The sequence below is a fragment of the Pseudomonas trutticola BRTCR10 genome, from assembly GCF_056155105.1.
On the sequence record NZ_CM149552.1, the window covers coordinates 3606316 to 3623777 of the forward strand.

The 17462-nt window shown below is 56.9% G+C and carries 19 protein-coding genes, 1 tRNA gene and 1 pseudogene; 8 read left to right on the forward strand and 13 right to left on the reverse strand.

The genetic code is table 11. The features are described from left to right. Positions 1-4: 4 nt before the first annotated feature. Both ACVVH8_RS16310 and ACVVH8_RS16315 read right to left on the reverse strand, forming a co-directional pair. Positions 5-1465, reverse strand: coding sequence for an ATPase domain-containing protein (locus ACVVH8_RS16310; protein WP_103302253.1), 1461 nt, complete (start codon positions 1463-1465; stop codon positions 5-7). Continuing rightward, on the reverse strand, positions 1462-1896 hold the full coding sequence (locus ACVVH8_RS16315) for a hypothetical protein (protein ID WP_401296748.1): 435 nt from the start codon (positions 1894-1896) through the stop codon (positions 1462-1464). The genes ACVVH8_RS16310 and ACVVH8_RS16315 overlap by 4 nt, the downstream gene beginning before the upstream one ends. A gap of 266 nt (positions 1897-2162) precedes the next feature. On the opposite strand from ACVVH8_RS16315, the gene ACVVH8_RS16320 reads away from it, so the two are divergent. Together ACVVH8_RS16320 and ACVVH8_RS16325 are read left to right on the forward strand one after the other, a co-directional pair. After that, positions 2163-3608 carry an ATPase domain-containing protein gene (locus tag ACVVH8_RS16320; RefSeq protein ID WP_177431356.1) on the forward strand — a complete coding sequence of 482 codons (1446 nt, stop codon included), beginning with the start codon at positions 2163-2165 and terminating at the stop codon, positions 3606-3608. 24 nt (positions 3609-3632) lie between these two features. Continuing rightward, positions 3633-3995 carry a response regulator gene (locus ACVVH8_RS16325; protein WP_103302255.1) on the forward strand — a complete coding sequence of 121 codons (363 nt, stop codon included), beginning with the start codon at positions 3633-3635 and terminating at the stop codon, positions 3993-3995. 69 nt (positions 3996-4064) lie between these two features. Here ACVVH8_RS16325 and ACVVH8_RS16330 read toward each other — a convergent pair. The 3 genes and pseudogenes from ACVVH8_RS16330 to ACVVH8_RS16340 all read right to left on the reverse strand — a co-directional run. After that, positions 4065-4214, reverse strand: a pseudogene (locus tag ACVVH8_RS16330) (EAL domain-containing protein); the annotation flags it as partial. 387 nt (positions 4215-4601) lie between these two features. Next, positions 4602-5036 carry a hypothetical protein gene (locus tag ACVVH8_RS16335; protein WP_212809062.1) on the reverse strand — a complete coding sequence of 145 codons (435 nt, stop codon included), beginning with the start codon at positions 5034-5036 and terminating at the stop codon, positions 4602-4604. 267 nt (positions 5037-5303) lie between these two features. Beyond that, positions 5304-6224, reverse strand: a complete 921-nt coding sequence (locus tag ACVVH8_RS16340) for an EamA family transporter (protein WP_475224887.1) — start codon at positions 6222-6224, stop codon at positions 5304-5306. A 108-nt stretch (positions 6225-6332) separates the two neighbouring features. On the opposite strand from ACVVH8_RS16340, the gene ACVVH8_RS16345 reads away from it, so the two are divergent. Continuing rightward, the gene (locus ACVVH8_RS16345) at positions 6333-7115 is read left to right on the forward strand and encodes an AraC family transcriptional regulator (protein WP_475224890.1); all 783 of its coding nucleotides are present in this window, start codon (positions 6333-6335) and stop codon (positions 7113-7115) included. Positions 7116-7161: 46 nt separating this feature from the next. Here ACVVH8_RS16345 and ACVVH8_RS16350 read toward each other — a convergent pair whose 3' ends face one another. Both ACVVH8_RS16350 and ACVVH8_RS16355 read right to left on the reverse strand, forming a co-directional pair. Continuing rightward, the gene (locus tag ACVVH8_RS16350; protein ID WP_475224892.1) at positions 7162-7410 is read right to left on the reverse strand and encodes a hypothetical protein; all 249 of its coding nucleotides are present in this window, start codon (positions 7408-7410) and stop codon (positions 7162-7164) included. A gap of 106 nt (positions 7411-7516) precedes the next feature. Beyond that, positions 7517-8182 carry a TIGR02466 family protein gene (locus ACVVH8_RS16355; RefSeq protein ID WP_475224895.1) on the reverse strand — a complete coding sequence of 222 codons (666 nt, stop codon included), beginning with the start codon at positions 8180-8182 and terminating at the stop codon, positions 7517-7519. A gap of 187 nt (positions 8183-8369) precedes the next feature. Between ACVVH8_RS16355 and ACVVH8_RS16360 the strand changes: the two genes are divergently transcribed. Next, positions 8370-8579, forward strand: coding sequence for a hypothetical protein (locus ACVVH8_RS16360; RefSeq protein WP_475224898.1), 210 nt, complete (start codon positions 8370-8372; stop codon positions 8577-8579). Between the two features lie 20 nt (positions 8580-8599). On the opposite strand, the gene ACVVH8_RS16365 is transcribed toward ACVVH8_RS16360, so the two are convergent. Then, positions 8600-9013 carry a cupin domain-containing protein gene (locus ACVVH8_RS16365; protein WP_475224901.1) on the reverse strand — a complete coding sequence of 138 codons (414 nt, stop codon included), beginning with the start codon at positions 9011-9013 and terminating at the stop codon, positions 8600-8602. Between the two features lie 123 nt (positions 9014-9136). Then, entirely contained in the window at positions 9137-10045 is a 909-nt protein-coding gene (locus tag ACVVH8_RS16370) for a transcriptional regulator GcvA (RefSeq protein ID WP_475224903.1), read from the reverse strand. A gap of 109 nt (positions 10046-10154) precedes the next feature. Between ACVVH8_RS16370 and gstA the strand changes: the two genes are divergently transcribed. The 3 genes from gstA to ACVVH8_RS16385 all read left to right on the forward strand — a co-directional run bounded on the left by gstA (position 10155) and on the right by ACVVH8_RS16385 (position 13484). After that, entirely contained in the window at positions 10155-10766 is a 612-nt protein-coding gene (gstA, locus tag ACVVH8_RS16375; RefSeq protein ID WP_475224905.1) for a glutathione transferase GstA, read from the forward strand. 84 nt (positions 10767-10850) lie between these two features. Further along, the gene (locus ACVVH8_RS16380; RefSeq protein ID WP_123464338.1) at positions 10851-11231 is read left to right on the forward strand and encodes a RidA family protein; all 381 of its coding nucleotides are present in this window, start codon (positions 10851-10853) and stop codon (positions 11229-11231) included. A 264-nt stretch (positions 11232-11495) separates the two neighbouring features. Then, a complete protein-coding gene (locus tag ACVVH8_RS16385; protein WP_103302264.1) occupies positions 11496-13484 on the forward strand; it encodes a peptidase U32 family protein in 1989 nt (662 codons plus the stop codon). A 114-nt stretch (positions 13485-13598) separates the two neighbouring features. On the opposite strand, the gene ACVVH8_RS16390 is transcribed toward ACVVH8_RS16385, so the two are convergent. Further along, positions 13599-13673 (reverse strand) — tRNA-Gln (locus tag ACVVH8_RS16390). Positions 13674-13991: 318 nt separating this feature from the next. Here ACVVH8_RS16390 and ACVVH8_RS16395 point away from each other — a divergent pair. Further along, on the forward strand, positions 13992-15020 hold the full coding sequence (locus tag ACVVH8_RS16395; protein ID WP_475224908.1) for an alpha/beta fold hydrolase: 1029 nt from the start codon (positions 13992-13994) through the stop codon (positions 15018-15020). Positions 15021-15233: 213 nt separating this feature from the next. Here ACVVH8_RS16395 and ACVVH8_RS16400 read toward each other — a convergent pair whose 3' ends face one another. From ACVVH8_RS16400 to ACVVH8_RS16410, 3 genes are all read right to left on the reverse strand, one after another. Continuing rightward, entirely contained in the window at positions 15234-15590 is a 357-nt protein-coding gene (locus ACVVH8_RS16400; protein ID WP_475224911.1) for a DUF6124 family protein, read from the reverse strand. Positions 15591-15708: 118 nt separating this feature from the next. After that, on the reverse strand, positions 15709-16074 hold the full coding sequence (locus tag ACVVH8_RS16405) for a DUF6124 family protein (RefSeq protein WP_475224914.1): 366 nt from the start codon (positions 16072-16074) through the stop codon (positions 15709-15711). Positions 16075-16510: 436 nt separating this feature from the next. Beyond that, on the reverse strand, positions 16511-17305 hold the full coding sequence (locus tag ACVVH8_RS16410; RefSeq protein ID WP_475224916.1) for a nitrilase-related carbon-nitrogen hydrolase: 795 nt from the start codon (positions 17303-17305) through the stop codon (positions 16511-16513). Positions 17306-17462: the final 157 nt, after the last annotated feature.

The following is a 17462-nucleotide window of genomic DNA, read 5'->3' on the forward strand; positions in this document are numbered from 1 at the left end:
TCGCTCATCCTTCGAATGTGACCGTACGCTGCTGGGTAGGTCGCCCCCCTAACAAGCCTTCCCTGTCCGGCAACATTTCGCCGATCTGCAAGCCATCATCATCTATCTGGTACAACCTCAGCTCATCAGAATGAGCGCTGGCCCGAACCTTGACCACGGCCATGATGCGCAACAAGCGGCTCTGCACTTCTATGTAGCGCTGGACGATGATGGCGTCGGTGAGAAACGCCGTGCCGTAAGGACTGAAACGCAGATCGGTGTAGCGATCCTCCAACTCGGAGGTCATCAATACACTGACACCTGCACTAGTAAGAGCGGTCACCATGCGAGACAGCGACTCACGAAAGTCTTCTCGAAATGTCGGGGCCAACGCCAGTTCGAAGCCTGACAGGGAGTCAATCACTACCCGTGTAGCCTTCAGCCGATTGATCTCACTCAATAGCAAATGGACGATTTCGTCGATGGATAAGTCCGGCGCGCGGCTATCGACCAAACCGACCTTCCCGCTCTCAATCAACCCGGCGAGGGTGGCGTTCTGAGAGTGATTGGGGCGCTGCTCAAATACCGCGATCACGCCGGTCTCGCCATTGCGCGCACCCTCTGCGAGAAAGGTCGCAGCAAGAATGCTTTTGCCCGAGCCCGATGGCCCGGCCACCAGTAAGGAATAACCACGGGGCAAGCCGCCGCCGAGCATCTCATCGAGTTTGGGCACACCCATTTTCAGGCGCTGGACCGGAAAGGTCAGAGGGGCTTCGATCGGGTTGAGTTGGGCAGGCGCAAAAACCTTGATGCCCGACGTGGCGATGCGGAAGGTGTGCAGCCCCGGCAGCGTCGGCTGGCCGCGCATCTTCATGATTTCCATCTTGCGCACCATGGAATTGCGCTGAACGCTCTGACGCAACCAGATAAGGCCATCGGCGACAGTGAAAATCGGATTGGTGTCGGTTTCGCTGAAGTACTCGCCAATCAGGAAGGTTGTTGCCTGCCAAGTGGTCATCAGCATGCCCAGTTGCTGAACGAACTGCGGCAGATTGTTGTTCGGGTTGTCCTGTGTCTGGCTCGCAAGCACAACTGAACGAAACGAGTCGACGAACACCAGCGCCGGAGAGTGTGCCTCGACCTCAGCGACGATTCGGCGTAACACCTCATCCAAATCCCCTGCCAGGGTGTCACTGGCCAGGTTGATGTAACGGATCGACTGATTGATGGCTTCGTCGTCGAAAAAGTCGAATTGCTGTTGATACCGCAGCATTTTCAACGGCGGTTCGCCAAGCACGGTGAAGAACAATGCCGGGCGCTCGGGAGTCGCCAGGGCGAACATCATTTGATGCGCCAGGGTTGTTTTGCCACAGCCAGGCGGGCCGGCGATCAGGTTGAACGAGAACTCCGGCAAACCCCCGCCCAGCACCTCGTCCAGTCCTGGCACTCCGGTGGCCAAGCGCTTGATAGTCACTTTGGTGTTCATGGCGAGTTTTCCTGCGCAGATGTGTCGCTCAAAGAAGGTTTCCACACGTCACGAAGCAAGCGTGCGGTGAGCGAGGGCCCGATCAGGGTAGTGAGCAGTTCGTAGAAGGTGGTCAGAATCACTTCACCAAACAACAAGGCATCTGCTTCGCTTTCTGTAACGAGTTCAGAATTAAGAGCGCTCAGATCCAACGCTGTTTGCACACGTTCAGATATGTTGGCCAAGTGCGGCTGACGTGAGGCGCAGAGATGAAGGCTGCGTCGATACAGAGCTGCAACCCCCTGCTGACCAATGATGGGGGTAAGTGCTGTGTGCATAGCCTCCAAAATCGAGACAGTCGCTAGCGCGATGCACGCAGTATCAGCATTGGGGCCAACCCGGTGCGCCAGAGCAGCTACGATCTGGCGGCTCTCTTCGTTTAGCGCGGACATGGCTAGCTGATTTCTGATGGGCAGGTCTCGATAGTACACCCTATATCGCATCGCAGAGACTCAATTGGCCAGAGAGCCTTCTTTACTTTCAATTCCTGTAATTTATCGACCATATTGAGGTTTTTGGGCTGCAGATTTAAGAGAACGAATAGCTTTACCGGCACTGCTGCGTGAAACGTCATTGAAGTGTCGATAGCCCCAGCGCAGAAATGGCGTTAGCATCCTACGCATTCGGTTTAACAGCATGTTTTTCAGATCAGGGTCGCATTGTGGAAAAGTTGAATCGCCTTCAGAGTGGAATCGAAGGCCTGGATGCTCTGCTCAAGGGGGGGCTGGTCTCAGGTGCTTCCTACATTATTCAGGGGCGCCCAGGGTCTGGCAAAACCATCCTCGCCAACCAACTTGGATTCCATCATGCGCGCAACGGCGGCCGTGTTCTGGTAGCGACACTCCTTGCCGAATCCCATGACCGACTTTTTCAATTTCTGTCCACCTTGAGTTTTTTCGACTCGTCTAAAGTTGGCGCTGAAATCCAGTTCGTCAGCGCATTCGATACCCTGGAAAACGAAGGCCTGGATGAAGTGGTTAAACTGCTGAGGCGTGAGATCAGCCGACAGAAGGCCACGGTCATGGTCGTGGACGGCTTGCTCAACGCGCGTTCCAAAGCCGACTCGCCAATCGACACCAAGAAGTTCATCTCTGAACTGCAAGGCCACGCCGCATTTGCCGGGTGCACCGTATTGTTTCTCACCAGTTCCCGACTGGATGACGGCAGCCCCGAACACACCATGGTTGATGGTGTGATCGAAATGGGAGAAGAGCTTTATGGCACACGCTCGGTGCGTCGTATTCAACTGCGTAAAACTCGTGGTAGTCCAGCACTGACCGGACTGCACGAGTGCGAGATCACCGAGAACGGTCTGGTGGTTTATCCGCGCCTGGAAAGCCTCTACAGCCACCCTACTTCGCCCGATAGCGCCAACATGACGCGTATCCCCAGTGGCATTCGTTCACTCGATGCCATATTGGGTGGCGGGTTGCACAGTTCCAGTGTGACCTTGGTCATCGGCCCGTCAGGAATCGGCAAGACGACGCTGGGTCTCAAGTTCCTGAGTGAGTCGACGGTGGAGGCACCGGGCCTGCATTTTGGTTTTTATGAAAGCCCGGAGCGGTTACGCCTGAAGGGTCAATCACTCGGGATCGACATCAAAAGCATGGAAGAAAGCGGTGCGTTGAGCATCGCCTGGCAACCTACCACCGAAGGTCTCCTGGACGGCTTGGGCGCAAGACTGTTGAGCCTCGTTGAAGAAAAGGGCATCAAGCGGTTATTCATCGACAGCCTGAGCGGTATGACACGGGTCTCGACGAATCCGGCCCGAATTACTGACTTCTACAGTGCACTCATGAACGAACTGCGCTCCAGGGGCGTGACAGTTTTTGCTTCCTGGGAAATGCGTGATCTGTTCGGGTCCGAGGTCAGCGCGCCGAACTCTGATCTTTCCAGCATCGTCGATAATCTGATGCTGATGCGCTTCTACGAGAATCATTCTGAACTAAGCAGGACTATTTCCATTCTGAAAGTAAGAGATAGCTCTTATGACCCTTCGCGATTTGAAGTGGTCATCCGTGACCAAGACGTTGATCTGAAAAAGGCTTCAAGAAATGAACCGCCAGTTTCTATTCCTACAGCGCTGCCAGGTTCATCTTCCTAGGTTTTTGATTCAGGCTGAATTCCCATGACCACCATCTTGGTCGTCGACGACGAATATTTGATTGCTGATATTCTCGGCTTTGCGCTGGAGGATGACGGCTTCATGGTAGTGAAAGCCAGCAATGGCAAAAAAGGGCTCGAGGTGCTTGAGCGAGAGCGGCCTGACCTGATCATTACCGACTTCATGATGCCTGTCATGGACGGACTCGAATTTGCCAAGGCCGTTCGCGCCTTGCCGTCGGCCAACCTCTTGCCGATCATTCTGATTAGCGGCGCGCAAGCGCACCTGGGCATGGAGAGGTCTGATCTGTTCGATGCTGTCCTGGAAAAGCCATTCAACATCGATTCGATCCTTGCCACTGTAAGGCGACTTCTGGCTGCACAATGACACCGGATCAAATCCATCTTCAAGACTGAGTTTACCCACACTCCCCTGCACGCTTGATGGTATGTAGCAACCTTTGAGGAAATCCGCTTGAGACGTGGCTTCGACACCTTCGGCGACCACCGTCAGACTGAGGTGATGGGCCATGGCAATAATGCCTTGGTCGATCGCTGCATCGTGACAGTCGGTGGCAATTTCCTGGATGAACGAGCGGTCGATCTTTTCGACGCAGCGATCCGACATTGCGCCAGCTCTCGGAAAGGGCTTTCTTTCACTAAGGTCAGGAACTGACAGTTGGATTCGGTTTTGTTCCAGCAACTGAACTGGTACGGTTTCTGACAAGCGCAGACTGAGATTGATAGTGTCGCGACCGAGCAGCGACTTGGTCGCGTAATCCTCCGTCGACGGAAGATAACAGGGGGGAATGGATTTTTCGGTGGAATCGAGAATCAGGGCGGAGCGGCAACGCTCATAACTCAGGAAACTACATGAGCCTCGCCCTGTCCGCCCCTGCCCTCATTCACTCCAGCGCACCACAATTACGGGATACCGCAAAAGTTTCATTTAGCGCACGAAGAGTGAAGAGGATGCAGTGATGACAACTGATGCTTAAACTGCGCGCTTCGGAGTAGGCGCATCAATGACGGACTGCAAGATCGTTGCGAAAATCTTATAGCTGTAACGATCTTCCTCCGGACTGACGAGAACCGCCCCGTCAGCGTTCAATACTGCCCCGTCATGACGAATGCTGAATCTTCCAAGCTGCGATCTTTCTCCTCCTTGACACAAAAACAAAACAGCTTCCGCCAGCCCTGCTTTCTCGGAAGAAATCGGATTGAGCTCAATCGAAAACTGTTTGCCCAGCACCTCACCCTCGATGCTGCGTTCTTTCGCAATGACAGAAGTCATGCCCATAAAATGATGAGTCGACAAATCTTGCCAATGCCCAACCTGATCAAGGATATGAGCGGAAGCACGAGTCCAATCCCTGTTAACGGTTGAGATGTTACGAAGAAAGTAACTAGGGTCCTGCATGAATTCCACTGCGCCAGCTCCGATTGAGTCCGTTTTAACCGAAAAAATTAAAACATTTCCGTTGTAACCGAAGTGTAACCAATTTGACATCACGCCGCACATATCCAATCACGAAGACCAACCTTCAAAGGTCGACACGAACCAATGATTCTGAAATCGAGTGATACCCAAAAGTTCGCCCGGCTCCTGAACAAGGGTTCTAAACACTCTAGTCATTGGGTTTCGCTTCGACTATGGACACGATTGGAGCAAGGCACGATCTTCCGGGTGATTTTGCTATTCGTGAACGCCCCTGATCTGATCGTTCAACGTGCGCCCGTTTGTGCGGAGACGTCCCCACACTGCCTGAGCGCTGCCGGAACCCAAGGCAAGTGCCAGCAGGACCAGCCAGATCAAGGCCCAATTGGACGGACTCGGTTTTTGACCAAGAATGACCATTGAACTGGCGATGCCAAATATCGGAATCAACAATGACAGCGGTGCCACCCGTGACACCGGATATTCCCGCAACAACAGATTCCAGCCCCAATAACTGAAGTGCGTCGCGGCATAGACCTGGAACGCCAGTGAAAACAGCGTCATCGCATTGAGCTGCGCGGGTAACGCGGTAAACGGCGCCGAGCCATGTAACAGCCATGTCATCAGCAACAGGGGAATGGGTGGAAACAGACTCGCCCAGACCACGAAGGCGAAGATCTCACGCACCTTTGACACTTTGATAATGATGTTGCCGATGCTCCATGCCACGGCGCTGCCAATGACCAGCGCAAAACCTGCCGTCGATGCGTCACCGGGCCTGCACAGCACAATCCCCATCAACCCTGCGGCAGCCAGCCCACTCGCCAGCCATTGCAGTCGTCCCACGCGCTCGCCGAACAACAGCACACCCCAGCCCAGAGTGAAAAATGCACTGAGCTGGATCAGCAGCGATGCCGTACCGGGCGGCACGCCCCATGCAATCCCCTGGTTGATCATGGCCCACATGGCGACGCCGAAAATCAGTCCGTAAGCCGCCACCCAATGGAAGGCTACACGGGGTCGCTCGACGATAAAAACCCAAGGCAGCGCCGCCAGCGCGAAACGCAACGCGGTCAGCAAAAGCGGGTCGATGCCGGCCAGACCCAGTCGAGTCACGGGGAAGTTAATTCCCCAAACGGCCGTCACCAGCACGGCGAGTAAAAGATGTTTCTTCTGCATGGTCAGGCATTTCCAGAGTCGAGCGTCATTGCTCGTACCTGAAGAAATATGCCGACAATCAGCCTGGCCCGCTTTCAACTGCAGGCCAGACTTCATTAGAATCGGGCCATGCGCGAAATAACCCTGCCTCCCTACGAAAACACATCGCACGATGCAGTCGTGACGGCGCGGGAATATGCCGACGGAACACTGTTCCCGACCCACGATCATCCGCGTGGGCAGTTCGCGTACGCGGCTAAGGGAGTCATCACCGTGTTCACCGAGCAGGGCAACTGGGTGGTTCCGCCCCAGCGCGGCGTATGGGTTCCGGCGCAACTGTCGCACGCGATGCAGATGCGCGGCCCTGTGACCTTGCACAACACCTATATCGACCCCGCTGCCGCGCAGCGACTCGGTTTGTCCGAGCATTGTCAGGTCGTAGAGGTGTCGCCGTTGCTGCGGCAGTTGCTGTTGAAGGCAATCGAAGTGCCTGCGGGATACTCCGCCGAGGACCGAGATGGCTTTCTGATGGGATTGTTGCTGCATGAAATTGCCGCAATGCCCGCCCTGTCACTCAATGCCCCGCTTCCGGCCGAGCCACGTCTGGCGTTGGTCTGCCGCGAGTTCCTCGCCCGGCCTTCGCTGGAGGTGGGGATCGATGATATGGCGCGACGCACGGGAATGAGCCGCCGCAGCTTCACCCGCCATTTTCGGCTGCACACCGGTATCAGTTACGTCGAATGGCGCCAACAGGCGTGCCTGCTCGCGGCGATCATTTTGTTGGGGGAAGGTCAGTCGATCACAGAGGTCGCCATGGTCTTGGGTTACAGCAGCTCAAGTGCTTTTGCGACGGTTTTCAAACAGGTACTGGGCGAAGTGCCGAGTCGGTACTTCTCAAGTCAGCCGCAATAGAAACCACTGACACCCCAAAGGATTGAGGTGACCAGATGAACGCAAGTCAGTGGTAATCCTCTCCGGCGACTGCGCGCTGGTAAGCGACATCGGCCTCCCTGCGCAGATCGCGCCATTCGGCCCAACTCACCATGCCCAGCCGATCCATTTCATCCGACTGACGCAACAATTCGTCGTGATAGGCGTCCGGGCAGTCCATGCGCAGCTGCCTGTTCTCCAGTGCACGATGCCAGGCATCGAGGGCGAGCAACCGTGAGGCTTGCGCTGGCGTCAGTTGATTCTTGAAGGCATTCATTTCACTCACCCCGAATATTTCCCGGTTGAGCAAGCGATCTCGAAATAGGTTCAAAGCGTCTGATGAGAGACCACTGGACGTGTGTTCGTGACCTTCGGCTGACCGCTCAGGTGCCGAAGTTGAACGCAATGGAGATTCGCGGTCTGGCCCCTTGAAATCGCTGGACCGAATGCATCAGCCACGACGGGAACATGAGGAATGTCCCGCTTTTGGCCGCACACGTCGTGCTGAAACCCGCAGTGATGCAGCCTTCGACTCTCATGCGCAACGCAGGATTGTAAGTCGATGCAACCATGCCGCGTGGATCTATAAACTCAAGATCACCGCCAACGTCCGGATCATCCTCGCGGCCGCCATCATCGACCCAGTACACCCCTGACCAGAACGCACCGGGGTGACCGTGGAGTGCATTGCTGTGACCCGCTTCGTTGACGTTGGCCCAGGCATTGAGCTTCCATTCGAAAGCGGGCTCGGTCAGCCCGTATTGATCGCTGTGCACCGCTGTCAGTTGAACGGCAAACTCTTTGGCAAATCTGACCAGAGCATTGCAGGCGTCCCCGCCCCACGCCGGGAAATCACTCGAGGATTGCCAGCCGCCGTCATTGCTGCGCTGTGCACCGTTGCGATCTTTGGCCATTCGCCGGGTAATCAGGGTTTTCAGCTCGACGTTGAGCTTTTCTGCATCCGGATACTGAATACTTGCCAGCGGCGTTGTGAACAGTCGACGAATCTTTATCAGTTGAGGGTCTACCCGATTACAAGTCGACGGCATTGGCGATTCTCTACAGGACATTCGTTACAACAAACTATATGCGGCGCCCTGTAAGACTGAAGTAAACCTTTGTTAAAAATAGCGTTGAAAAAGTTAAATAGCGGATGGTGCAACTATGCTTTCAACTTCACAGCAATCCGCCATCGTGCTAAAACGCCAGCCTCCAGTCGTACAGGAAAGTCTCTGAATGCCCAAGACACAGCCAGCCACCCGAGAGGCCGCAACCGCCGCTGACATCGAGCGCTCTATTCAGGCCTTGAACAAAATGGCCGAACGCCTGTGGGGCGATGGTCGAGAAGCGGAAGCCAAAGCGTTGCTCGACGCGCTTGATGCGTTAAACCGGGCGCTCGACCGGATCAGAATTGGCGAACGCCGCCGAGCGGCGACACTCCATTGAAACGCCGCAAAAGCGCAACGCTACGGCTTGAGAATCAACAACGGCTCGCCTTTCTTCACAATATACGTCGCCAACTCTGAGCCCTTGTCAACGCCTATGTTGCTGGCGATATGCGCAACACCCTCCGGGATAAACAGCGAATCCCCAGCCTTCAGCGTCACGGGCGCCCTGCCCTCCAGTTGATATTCGAAGGTGCCGTTGATCACGAACGCCACCTCGACACCGGGATGCGCATGCCGTGGCGAGGTCACGCCCGGTTCGAAATCGACCCGTGCCTGAATCACTTCGCGATCGGCGGCGCCGAGGTCCTGGCGTACCAGATCGGTACGGCTCAGACCTTGCTGCCAACTCTTGGGTGTTGCGTCAGCGGCATGTGCGGCGCCGGCCAGGGACGCGAGTATTGCAGCGGTAGCCAGAAACAATGGACGGCGCATGATGTTGACCTCTCGAACGTAGTGGTGGTGTGACCGCTACTTTGCGCAAGGCATGTAAGGGTTATGTGTCGTAAACCTGCCGTTTGTTATTGGCGTGTGTCCCCGGCCGGGATTGATACACGCTTATACAAACGTTTCGCTGCTTTGCTGCATTGCCAGCAGCCATGTTCTCAGGGCGACGATTTTCTTCGAGTCCGCTGTTTCATGCGGCGTCACCAGATAGAAACCCAGATCGTCTTGCAGACGCAGATCAAACGGCGCCACCAGTCGGCCCGCCCGCAGATCATCATCCACATAGGTTGAGCGCCCGATGCATACGCCCTGCCCGTCGACGGCGGCCTGCACCGCCATCATTGCCAGATCGAAGGTCAGCCGTGGCGCTTCGGCCAGTCGAGGTGGCTGCCCTGCCGCGCGCAACCAGAGGTTCCAGTCGCCGGCGGTCATGCCACTGACTTGCAGCATCTTGTGGTTGATCAAGTCTACGGGTGTGTTCAGTGCCTTCGTGCCGCTGAGCAATGCCGGACAGCACACCGGAAAGACCTCATCGGACATCAGGAAATCAGCGCGCAAGCCCTTCCAGTCACCTCGACCATAGCGAATCGCCGCATCAATACCGCCGTGACGAAAATCCACCAGATCGGTGGATGCACTGACCCGCACATCGATTTCAGGACAGGCCTTTTGAAACGCCGGCAGGCGCGGCAATAGCCACTTGGACGCCACTGACACCAACGTGCTGATGGTCAGCACATCGTTATTGCGCACCGCCAGCAACTGCTCCGTCGAATAGCGCAATTCATGGAACGCCGAGCGCACGCCCGGCAAGTAGGCGTGCCCGCTTTCAGTCAGCGCCAGGCCGTCCTTGAGCCGCAGAAACAGCGGCACACCCAGTTCTTCTTCGAGTCGGCGGATCTGGTGACTGATGGCGGTCTGGGTGACGTTCAGCTCTTGCGCAGCCTTGGTAAAGCTCATGTGGCGAGCGGCACATTCGAAGGCTCTCAAACCATTGAGAGAAGGCAACCTGACCACCATGTGACGCTCCATGCTCATGAGATTTTGTCATACGCTACCACTCGAAATGACCTTTGCGAAAGCTTCGGCGACGGTGGATTCTGGCGCCTTCTTTCAGCAAGGAACCGCCATGAAACTGTATTTCGCGCCGATGACCTGCTCGCTGTCACCGCACATTGTGCTGCGGGAACTCGACCTGCCCTTTGAACTGATTCGCGTGAACAACCAGAGCAAACGCACAGCAGACGGATGCAACTTTCGGGAGATCAATCCCAAGGGCTATGTTGCTGCGCTGGTGCTGGATAACGGTGAGGTGCTGACGGAGGGGCCGGCGATTGTGCAGTTTCTCGCCGACCAAGTTCCCGGGAACGCATTGGCGCCGGCTCAGGGCACTTGGGAGCGCACGCGTTTGCAGGAACACCTGAATTTCATCAGCAGTGAAATCCATGGCGGCAGCGCGCCGCTGTTTAACAGCGAGATCCCGCAGGCGGTCAAGGCGATCTTCAAACACACCCTGCTCAAGCGGCTGGACTTTCTGAGCCAGATGCTTGCGACGCAGGATTACCTGATGGGCACATTCGGTGTCGCCGATGCTTATCTGTTTACCGTGCTGCAATGGCTGCCGGTGTTCAAGATCAACATCGAGCAGTGGCCGACGCTCGCTGCCTACATCAAGCGCATTGCCGAACGACCGAGCGTGCGCGCGGCCATTGCAGCAGAAGAAACCACACTGCCGGTCTGATCTTTGCCGTTTGCCTTAACGGGCCATGTCGCCCGTGAATCTGTAAACTGGCGCGATCCTTACTCACTCGAACAAGAGATCAGCATGGCCAACCAAGACATCACCTTTACCCCCGATCCGGACGCCGACTCCATTTCCTCCGACGTCGCGACCTTCGGTGGAATCATGGTCTCCACCCAGATCCCGACCCGGGCTGATGGCAGCCTGGAACTGGGCGGCATCACCGAACAAAGCGAATGCACGCTGCAAGCACTGAAGGTTGCGCTGGAACGCGCCGGCAGTTCGATGGATCGGGTGATGCATCTGACCATCTACCTGACCGACATGGCTGACCGCGCGGCATTCAACGAGGTGTACAAGCGCTTCTTCGCCAAGCCGTGGCCTGTGCGTGCGGCGGTCGGCGTTGCCTCGCTGGCCGTTGAAGGCATGCGCGTGGAAGTCACCGCAATGGCCGCCAAGGCCTGACCCGATGTTGTAAACCACTGTGGGAGCTGGTGTCGTACGCAAGGTTTTGTGGCGGTACAAACATTGTGGGAGCTGGCTTGCCAGCGATGGCGTCGGCACATCACACATTAAAGTCGCCTGATACTCCGCTATCGCTGGCAAGCCAGCTCCCACAGGTTTTGGTGTCGACCATTGCATCTGTGCCATCGGGCAGCACAGGCGTGCCGGGCGCGCGTTTCGCGGCTACAATGCGCGCCTAACCGTGACAGCCTGACTAAAAAAACTATGTCCTTGCCCAAGCATCATCTGGAATTGCTCAGCCCTGCCCGCGATGTCGCCATCGCCCGTGAGGCGATCCTGCACGGCGCCGACGCCGTGTACATCGGTGGCCCGAGCTTCGGCGCCCGCCACAACGCCTGCAACGAAGTGAGCGAGATCGCCGATCTGGTGGAATTCGCCCGCAAGTATCACGCGCGCATCTTCACCACCATCAACACCATCCTGCACGACAACGAACTGGAGCCGGCGCGCAAGCTGATCCATCAGTTGTACGACGCCGGGGTCGACGCGCTGATCGTTCAGGATCTGGGCGTGATGGAGCTGGACATTCCGCCGATCGAATTGCACGCCTCGACCCAGACCGACATCCGCACTCTGGAGCGAGCGAAGTTCCTCGATCAGGCCGGTTTCTCGCAGTTGGTTTTGGCCCGTGAGCTGAACCTGCAAGAAATCCGCGCCATCGCCGACGAAACCGACGCCGCCATCGAGTTCTTCATCCATGGCGCGTTGTGCGTGGCGTTCTCCGGCCAGTGCAACATTTCCCACGCGCAGACCGGGCGCAGCGCCAACCGTGGCGACTGCTCGCAGGCCTGCCGTTTGCCGTACACCCTCAAAGACGAAAAGGGTGGCGTGATCGCCTACGAAAAACACCTGCTGTCGATGAAAGACAACAACCAGAGCGCCAACATCCGTGCCCTGGTCGAAGCCGGTGTGCGCTCGTTCAAGATCGAAGGTCGCTACAAAGACATGGGCTATGTGAAGAACATCACGGCCTATTACCGCCAGCGCCTCGACGACGTGCTCGAAGATCGTCCGGACCTGGCCCGCGCCTCCAGCGGCCGCACCGCACACTTCTTCCTGCCGGACCCGGAAAAGACGTTCCACCGTGGCAGCACCGACTACTTCGTCACTGATCGCAAGATCGACATCGGCGCCTTCGACTCGCCGACCTTCACCGGTCTGCCGGTGGGCACCGTCGAGAAAGTCGGCAAGCGTGACATGCAGGTCGTGACCCACGAACCGCTGTCCAACGGCGATGGCCTGAACGTGCTGGTCAAGCGTGAAGTGGTCGGTTTCCGCGCCAACATCGCCGAGCCAAAAGGCGAGTTCGAGGAAGACGGCGAGAAGCGCTATCGCTACCGCGTCGAGCCGAACGAAATGCCCGAAGGCCTGTTCAAGCTGCGCCCGAGCCATCCGTTGAATCGCAACCTCGATCACAACTGGCAACAGGCGCTGCAAAAGACCTCTTCCGAGCGTCGTGTGGCCCTGAGCTGGTTCGCCCGTCTGCGCGAAGAACAGCTGGAAATCACCGCTACGAGCGAAGAAGGCATCAGCGCCAGCGTCACCCTCGCCGGTCCGTTCGGTGTGGCCAACAAGCCTGAGCAAGCGCTGGAGCAATTGCGCGATCTGCTCGGCCAGCTCGGCACCACGCAGTACCACGCCACCGACATCAAACTCGATGCGCCACAGGCCTTCTTCATCCCCAACTCGCAGCTTAAATCCCTGCGCCGTGAAGTGATCGAAGCCCTGACTGCCGCCCGTGTCGCCGCGCATCCGCGTGGCAGCCGCAAAGCCGAAACCAGCCCGCCGCCGGTGTACCCGGATTCGCACCTGACGTTCCTCGCCAACGTGTACAACCAGAAGGCGCGCGACTTCTACCACCGTCACGGCGTGAAGCTGATCGATGCGGCGTACGAAGCGCACGAAGAGCCAGGCGAAGTGCCGGTGATGATCACCAAACACTGCCTGCGCTTCTCCTTCAACCTGTGCCCGAAACAGGCCAAAGGCGTGACCGGCGTGCGCACCAAAGTCGCGCCGATGCAGTTGATCCACGGCGATGAAGTGCTGACGCTGAAGTTCGATTGCAAGCCGTGCGAGATGCACATCATCGGCAAGATGAAAGGCCACATCCTCAACCTGCCGCAACCGGGCAGCGTGGTCGGCCACATCAGCCCTGAAGACCTGATGAAAACCATCCCGCGCGCACCGCACTGAGTGGTTGGCGAGTACGGTGCTTCGGCGCCGTACCCGCTTGCCCCGCTTTGCCTGGCCAAATCGCAGGCATAAAAAAACGCCAACTTCTTGCGAAGTTGGCGTTTTGTTCGAATATGGCAGGGGCGGCTGGATTCGAACCAACGCATGGCAGGATCAAAACCTGCTGCCTTACCGCTTGGCGACGCCCCTACTGCTCTGTCCAGCGCCTCGTTGAGGTTCGCTGTGAGAACGGGGCGCAATTTACCAAGGTTTTTTTACTTTGTGAAGCGCGAAGTGAAATATTTTTTGTTTTAAAACAGCGACTTATTATTTTTGACCGATTCAGGTCAATGATCAGCCTGTTTCGCGGTGTGTATCACACTGTGTACGAACCCCGCCGCGATACATCGCCATTCAACTACGCCCCTCTTCGACACAGCTCAGATACGTCCCCGCGCTGAAATACAACCAAGGTTTGAAGGATTCATTCAGAACCCTTGGCCAAAGGCTCGCACAGGAGACGTCACCATGAAGATGGCACTGCACACCCGCAAAACCGCTTTCGGAATTTCGATGCTGGCGCTGTCGCTGTTCGGCGCTTTTGGCACGGCTCAGGCGCAAACCACCGAACCTGCTTCGGTCAGCTACTCCGCGCCCTCGCCCTTTGGCGCGTTGAAACATGTGAAGGCCGGTGTGCTCGACGTGGCCTACGCCGAAACTGGTCCGGCCAATGGCCCCGTGGTAATTCTGCTGCACGGCTGGCCTTACGACATTCACAGCTATGACGAAGTCGCGCCGCTGTTGGCGGCAAAAGGATATCGGGTGTTGATGCCGTATGCGCGGGGTTATGGCGACACGCAGTTCCTCTCCAAAGACACCCTGCGCAACGGCCAACCGGCGGCGCTGGCCAGTGACGTCATCGATTTCATGGACGCGCTGAAGATCAAGCAAGCGGTACTCGGCGGTTATGACTGGGGCGCACGTTCGGCGGACATCGTCTCGGCGCTATGGCCGGAACGCGTGAAGGCGCTGGTCTCGGTCAGTGGTTATCTGATCGGCAATCAGGCCGCCGGGCAGAATCCGCTGCCGCCCAAGGCTGAATTGCAATGGTGGTATCAGTTCTACTTCGCCACTGACCGTGGCCGCGCCGGTTACGAGAAAAACACTCATGACTTCGCCAAGCTGATCTGGCAACTGGCGTCACCGCAGTGGAAATTCGACGACGCCACCTTCGACCGCTCTGCCAAAGCGCTGGAGAACCCGGATCACGTCGACATCACCGTGTTCAACTATCGCTGGCGTCTGGGCCTGGTGCAGGGCGAAGCGAAATACGCAGCACTGGAACAAAAACTGGCCACCGCGCCCTCGATCAGCGTGCCGACCATCACCCTTGAAGGCGACGCCAACGGCGCACCGCACCCGGCGCCCGAGGATTACGCCAAGCGTTTTACTGGCAAATATCAGTTCCGCTTGATCAACGGCGGGATTGGCCACAACTTGCCGCAGGAAGATCCGCAGGCGTTTGCGAAAGCTGTGATCGACGCCGATCACCTGTAGAAAAAAAGCAGTCAGCCGCAAGGGCTGACTGCTTGATTATTTGAGGGCGGGATTGAGGCCTGAGGGATGGTCACGTTTTGCAGATTCTTTGCCTGAACTAGCGTTATCGCGAGCAGGCGAAGGCCTACATTTGAAATGCGTTCCCCCTGTAGGAGTGAGCCTGCTCGCGATGACGCCCGGCCAGACACCATCAACCCCGACTAACGTGCGCGATCACTCGATCGGCACAACAAGATCCAACGCCTTGTTCACCGCCAACTCTCCCAACATGACCACTTGCGCAATGCCCAGCAGCGTATGGCGGTTTGATCCCTCCAGCATCCCGGCAAAATTGCCGAGCATGACCGAGGCGGACGCCAAGGACCCGCAAGCGTTGGTCAGCAGCGACTCAGTGTCTGCTTGCGGGTTTGCCATGAACAGAGCGTTGGGCGTGTAGGGTGTGGCCACGATCGCGGCAGGCAACAGGTAATGATCAAGCGCCCGCTCGGCCGCTTCGTGGAGCTTTCTTGAATTGGGCGATGCGTACGGCGATACCAGGTCTGTGACCGGTGGTTCGGGTGGCTGAGACATCAGCTGAAACTCCAGACAAGAACCGTTTGAGGTTCTTTGATAGAAGGCGTGAAGCGTCGCGATCGCGGACGCTTCTGTGCAATGAGGGGGCACGCCCCCTCACCCATCTGCGCTGCGGCTAGTTCGGCAAGCGCTGGTTGTCCAGGACTCGACCGACCACCAGCTCGCTGAGCATGATCACCTGTTGCAGGATCAGCATCTTTCGGCGTTGCGAACTGTCGATCGAGTCGGCAAGTTCACGGGCCATGTCACTGGCGGAAGACAAGGTTTCAGTCGCCTCGACGAGCAGCGTTTCGTCATCCACCGTCGGGTCAATAAGGTAGATCCTGCCGGTCTTGCGGGTGGGGATTGAAGTCTTCAGTGCTGAGGGATTGAGGTAGAAGTTGATGGCGCGTTCTGTGGCCTCTTTGATGTTCTGAGGTTCGAGCGCGGCGTCGTAGGGGATTGGGTCGGATTCTGGTGGGTTCGGCGTAATTTTGAACATAGATGACACTCGCTTAGCAAAAAAATAAGGAGCCATCACTCACGCTACCAAACGAGGGTGGTGACCATTACGCAGGTTGGTAGACCGGTCTAAGCGAGTAAACCCCGGCGCTCCCGAAGGAGCCCCACGCATGGCCACCATATAAAACCGAGCCCCGTAAAGAGGCTGCATATAGCGGCGCATAACGCTTAGAAGACGGGCTACCAAACCCGATCACTGTTTTGCAGTGACGGGGAAAAGATACAGCCCGCCTCAAGGCGCGTAAGCCGGCGGATTCTGGCGTACGCGTAGGTAACGGCGCAAGGTGTTGTAGCCGTTATGGCGTAACAGTGCGTGTAAGTTAAACGCGTGCGCGAAATGGCGTTTAAGCAGCCTGCATGCCCTGGTGCTGGGATGCCTTGGCAGAGTTGGGCCAGATCGCGTTATTGCCATCAGTTCATTTTAAGTGTGGGCCTGATAAAGCGTAGCGGCTTGCCTCTGCCATCAAGTCATCGCACATAGGATTCGCCTTGAGGACGTGTGCAGCCGGGTCGATTATCGACAAACCCAGCGACGTCTCTTCTGTGGCGCAAGTCCAGACTTCTCCCATAGGCCCGACAATCTGGCTTTCACCTCGGAATGTCGCCTCCTCCCCTTCATACATTTCCACACCCGTACGATTGGCACAGATAAGCGGGGTAGCGTTTTCCATTGCGCGAATGCGCGCAAGCTGTGTTGTCCAAGGCCCACCATAGTTGGCTGGACAACACAGTAACTGCGCGCCCTGACGTACCAACAGGCGAGCGGCTTCTGGCATCCAAAGGTCGAAACAGGTCAGAACACCGAAACGGCAGAATCCGTCATCGAAACACTCCAATGAATCGCCTGGGGTGAAGATCAGCTTTTCTATACGAGACAGGTGGCACTTGCGTTGCTTGCCCAGCCAGCGTCCTCGCGATACGACAATCGCCGTATTGTAGATTTGATCGCCGTCACGCTCGGCGATACCCGCAATCAGCGTTGCATTCTTCTGTGCCGAAAGTTGCAGTAAGAATTGCGCCGTCGGCCCATCGAGCGGCGATTCAGCATGAAGAAACAATGCCTCACGCGAGTCGTGAAAGTAGCCGATGGTGCAAAGCTCGGGCATTACCAAGAGATCAAATTGTGCCGAGCCAACGGCATCGCGAATTTTATTGAAGTTTGCTGCTGGGTCGCCAAATGAAACCGGGTACTGCAAAAAAGCGGTCAGCATGAATTCTTCCAACCATTTTGGGGAGGGGTCTGGGCCCGGAATTATCTTGCATTGGGCGGCGTCAGGTCTGGACTATTTCTTTACCGGATGTCAGGCAAGCCACCCGCGCCGCATCGGACCAGTCAACCGTAAACAACGTCGGTCTGGAAATACCGAA

Bases quoted from the DNA above. Each gene is read 5' to 3' on its own strand.
- ACVVH8_RS16310 (WP_103302253.1), bottom strand. From the start codon at position 1,465: ATGAACACCAAAGTGACTATCAAGCGCTTGGCCACCGGAGTGCCAGGA.
- ACVVH8_RS16315 (WP_401296748.1), bottom strand. From the start codon at position 1,896: ATGTCCGCGCTAAACGAAGAGAGCCGCCAGATCGTAGCTGCTCTGGCG.
- ACVVH8_RS16325 (WP_103302255.1), top strand. From the start codon at position 3,633: ATGACCACCATCTTGGTCGTCGACGACGAATATTTGATTGCTGATATT.
- ACVVH8_RS16340 (WP_475224887.1), bottom strand. From the start codon at position 6,224: ATGCAGAAGAAACATCTTTTACTCGCCGTGCTGGTGACGGCCGTTTGG.
- ACVVH8_RS16345 (WP_475224890.1), top strand. From the start codon at position 6,333: ATGCGCGAAATAACCCTGCCTCCCTACGAAAACACATCGCACGATGCA.
- ACVVH8_RS16350 (WP_475224892.1), bottom strand. From the start codon at position 7,410: ATGAATGCCTTCAAGAATCAACTGACGCCAGCGCAAGCCTCACGGTTG.
- ACVVH8_RS16355 (WP_475224895.1), bottom strand. From the start codon at position 8,182: ATGCCGTCGACTTGTAATCGGGTAGACCCTCAACTGATAAAGATTCGT.
- ACVVH8_RS16360 (WP_475224898.1), top strand. From the start codon at position 8,370: ATGCCCAAGACACAGCCAGCCACCCGAGAGGCCGCAACCGCCGCTGAC.
- ACVVH8_RS16365 (WP_475224901.1), bottom strand. From the start codon at position 9,013: ATGCGCCGTCCATTGTTTCTGGCTACCGCTGCAATACTCGCGTCCCTG.
- ACVVH8_RS16370 (WP_475224903.1), bottom strand. From the start codon at position 10,045: ATGGTGGTCAGGTTGCCTTCTCTCAATGGTTTGAGAGCCTTCGAATGT.
- gstA (WP_475224905.1), top strand. From the start codon at position 10,155: ATGAAACTGTATTTCGCGCCGATGACCTGCTCGCTGTCACCGCACATT.
- ACVVH8_RS16380 (WP_123464338.1), top strand. From the start codon at position 10,851: ATGGCCAACCAAGACATCACCTTTACCCCCGATCCGGACGCCGACTCC.
- ACVVH8_RS16385 (WP_103302264.1), top strand. From the start codon at position 11,496: ATGTCCTTGCCCAAGCATCATCTGGAATTGCTCAGCCCTGCCCGCGAT.
- ACVVH8_RS16395 (WP_475224908.1), top strand. From the start codon at position 13,992: ATGAAGATGGCACTGCACACCCGCAAAACCGCTTTCGGAATTTCGATG.
- ACVVH8_RS16400 (WP_475224911.1), bottom strand. From the start codon at position 15,590: ATGTCTCAGCCACCCGAACCACCGGTCACAGACCTGGTATCGCCGTAC.
- ACVVH8_RS16405 (WP_475224914.1), bottom strand. From the start codon at position 16,074: ATGTTCAAAATTACGCCGAACCCACCAGAATCCGACCCAATCCCCTAC.
- ACVVH8_RS16410 (WP_475224916.1), bottom strand. From the start codon at position 17,305: ATGCTGACCGCTTTTTTGCAGTACCCGGTTTCATTTGGCGACCCAGCA.